The organism is Microcoleus sp. Pol12B4, from assembly GCF_036701385.1.
GTDB lineage: Bacteria > Cyanobacteriota > Cyanobacteriia > Cyanobacteriales > Microcoleaceae > Microcoleus.
In genome coordinates this window covers 1-2,832 of record NZ_JAUBQR010000386.1, presented here as the reverse complement: position 1 = coordinate 2,832, position 2,832 = coordinate 1, and the positions used below count along the sequence as shown (strand labels likewise).

Here is a 2,832-nt window from a genome sequence, read left to right as displayed (position 1 = left end):
TTGGTGTCGAAAATCTCGAAGGGGATGTTGAGATTGAATTTACCGCCTGTGTCGGTTGTGGTGGATGGTTCGTTGGTATCGAGGACGGTGTTTTTGTTGGCGTCTAGGAAGAGAGTAGCACCCGATATGTAGCCGTCAATAACTACGCCGGTGCAACTAAATGTCAGCAACATTCCCTGAAATGGACGTGTAAGGTCATTGTCGCTGACACTAAGACCCGCCCTATCTGTTGCTGTTAACTTGATTGTTAACTGCTGCAGTTTAGGACTTGTGCCGCTGAGTGTGCGGGTATCTGGGTTGAAAGTGAGCCAACTTGGTAGGGGACTACCGTCCATCAGAGTTGCTGTGTAGGTCAGCTTGTCGCCCTCATCGGGGTCTGTGAAAGTGTTCTGCGGGAAGGTGTACTCGAATGTCGATGAACTGCTCGACTTGATGTACTGGTAATGCCACGGGGTTGTAGTCGGGCCGTAGTTGAGGATAGGACGGTTGTTGGGGAGTGTGGTAAAAGTCCCTTCTTCGGCAAAGTCTGAACCAGCCCAAGCAGTATCAATTGCCTGTACGCTCCAGTAATATGTCTTATCTGGAGACAAGTCTGTGAGGTGCCACTGGGTGTTTTGGTTGGCATTGCCTAACCCTACAACTTGCCGAGTTCCGTCATTGAGAGACATCGGAGCGAGAATGTCGCTGCCCCCAGGCGTCGTGCCAACTCGCAGGTTGTAGCTTAAACCATCAGCAGGAGTTTGAGCATCAGTTGCTTTGTTCCAGTTGAAGGTAACTTCCCGGCCAGAAGGCTCAGCCGACAGCCCTGTGGGTGCAGTGGGAGGATTGTTCGCGATCGCAGTATTGCTGCGGTACACTTGGTTGCCCAGCAAAATATCCAATTTGCCATCACTGTCGTAGTCTCCCCAAGCTCCAAAACCGGCGCCAGTCAGTCCAGCACTGATATCTTCGCTAAAGCCGCTGCCTGTGTTCCGGTAAACTTTGCTGTAGAAATTGTCTTCCAATTTGCTGTTGAGCAAAATATCCAATTTGCCGTCGTTGTCGTAGTCTCCCCAAGCAGCAAAATTACCACCGGGTAAGGCGACCGTCGTGTCTTCGCTAAAGCTGCTGTCTGTGTTCCGGTAAACTTTAGTGATGTTGCCAGAATCTGAATTACCTGCCAGCAAGATATCCAAATCGCCATCATTGTCATAGTCTGCCCAAGCAGCCGAACCATTAGAAACACCGGGCAAAGCGAAAGCTTCGCTAAACCCACTGCCAGTATTGCCAAACACCTTGGTTATTTTGCCGGAAAGACTATCGCCCGTTAGCAGGATATCGAGTTTGCCGTCCTTGTTATAGTCTCCCCATGCTGCTGAACCGTTGAGAACACCCGGGAGTTGGGCAGTAATATCTGGCCTAAAAACAAGATCGCTCTTCCCAGTATTGCGGTACAGTAAGCTTGCGTTTTCCAGGGTGCTATACGTACCGTCTGCATTTTCATTCGTGGCACTTTGTTGGGTGGCATTCAGGAGATCGAGTTTGCCGTCGTTGTTGTAGTCTCCCCATGCTTGGGAACTATCAACAGAACTTCTCTGTTCCGAGTTGAATACATTCTCGTTGCTGCCAGTGTTGCCGTAGATTTTAAGATAGTTTGGTATGTCGTTCGTTTGAGCCTGACTTTGCAATTGGTTTGTTTGTAAGGCAAAATTGAGCTTACCGTCGTTGTTGTAGTCTCCCCAAGATGCGGCAGAAGCTAACTCTAAACCTGTGTTGCCACTTTCAGCAGTAAATGTACTGCCTGTGTTCCGGTACAGCCAAGTGCCCGTGAAGCTAAAACCGCTACCGAGTGTGCTAAGTAGCTCAGGACGGCCCGATGCGATAAAATCGAGTTTCCCATCACCGCTGTAGTCTCCCCAAGCGCTAATCGCTCCGCCCTCGAAATAATTCGAGATTTCCGTATTGATTTTGTTAAAAGTGTAACTGCGTTCGAGGTTAGTCACGCTGACATCTTGAGGATCGAGACCTGAGTACACAAAATTTGGAAAAAAGCCACCACTGTCAGCAAAGTCGCTGCTTATAGCCGGGTCGAGGATTATTTTGTAGGGACGATCGCCATCAGATTGATTATCGTTAATACCCTCGATTGTTACAGTCTGAGCTATATCCCAATTATCAGGAGTAAACTTCAGCGTCGATACAGAAACAGTTCCTTCTGCTGGGTTGTCACTGCTGACTGGGATGACAACATCAGCCATAGGTTGGCGAGTGAGTACAACACTGAAATTATCAGTGCCACCAACTTCTGTTGTAGTCAACCCGCTTGTTGGCCCAACGACAATCTGAGAAGGATATAGATTGTCGGAATTAACGAACATATTGGTAAGACTGACATCAGCGGCGTCAATACCTGAGTAGTTGCTATCAGTGCTGATCGCAGGGGCTGTAACGATCGTATAAGGTCGGTTACCAGCCATACTGAAAGTACCATCAGCGCCTGTTACCGTAACTTCTTGAGGAATATTCCAGTTGTCAGGTGTAAAGGTAACTCCTGGAGTGGAGAGACTACCCTCTGCAGGATTTTGAGGAGAAACATTCAAACCAATCAAAACTTCGCCCGTCGGCGGGCTATTAAGTGCGAGGGTAAATTTGGCTTTTGCACCTGTTTTAGTGGTGATTAATCCGTTGGTGGGGGAGACGGTGATGCCAGGGTTAGCAGCATTGTCAGAATCCAAATCTGAAAAACTGCCACCAGATGGGGGTATCTGCTCAGATGGCGGTATGGTGTTACCCCTGTTAACAACAGTCGCATCCGGTGCATTGAGGCCGTTGTAGTTACTATCGGCACTGACA

1 protein-coding gene is annotated in these 2,832 nt (G+C 48.7%); it reads right to left on the bottom strand.

Annotated elements, in window-relative coordinates; genetic code table 11:
• Nucleotides 1-2,832 (bottom strand): FG-GAP-like repeat-containing protein (locus QUA38_RS28340; RefSeq protein ID WP_333167751.1); only part of this gene is annotated, 2,832 nt, incomplete at both ends.